General features: G+C 43.1%; 1 protein-coding gene. It reads left to right on the top strand.

The features are described from left to right. Positions 1-655, top strand: a 655-nt coding sequence (locus tag ACP5NR_RS08795) for an ABC transporter substrate-binding protein (protein WP_428006372.1), incomplete at both ends; no start/stop codon positions are given.

The raw sequence follows: 655 nt of genomic DNA, 5'->3' as shown, positions 1-655 counted from the left end.
GTACCATCCTCGATAACGGTACGACTTATGTTTTTCATATCAGACAGGGTGTTTATTTCCACAACGGAGATATTTTAACTCCTCAAGACGTTGTTTATTCTCTTGAGAGATCGGTCATCTTTGACAGAGCAGGCGGACCATCTTGGATGTTGGCAGGACCATTATTCCCGATGATAGATGGTCAGTACGTCAGCACGATAGTTCAGGTTGTCGCAAACGAACTTGGGCTTAGCAATCCTCTTAATTACACGAGTTTGGCTTCATTGGGGATATTTGCAACGGGCACAAAAAATCCTTTGACGGATAAATACAAACAGGCTCTTGTCGATACTTTCAATCTTTTGGCAAAAGACTTTGAAATCAAAGGCAATGACGTGATAATCCATCTTCCGCAGCCATACGCTCCATTCCTTTACATCCTTGCCCATGGTGCAAACTGGTCTGAAATTTTGGATCAAAAATGGGCATCCGATCACAACGCATGGGATGGTTTAGCCGATGATTGGTGGTATTATCACAATCCGGTTGAAAGTGCCGATCCACTCAGAAGTATCGAAAATGGTACAGGACCTTATGAACTTCAATACTGGACACCTGGCAGAGAAATGTCATTTGTAAGATTTGACAACTATTGGGGTAAACCCGCTCCGGTTAA

Source organism: Athalassotoga sp., assembly GCF_049965695.1.
Taxonomy (GTDB): domain Bacteria; phylum Thermotogota; class Thermotogae; order Mesoaciditogales; family Mesoaciditogaceae; genus Athalassotoga.
This window is presented reverse-complemented; position numbering and strand designations above follow the sequence as displayed.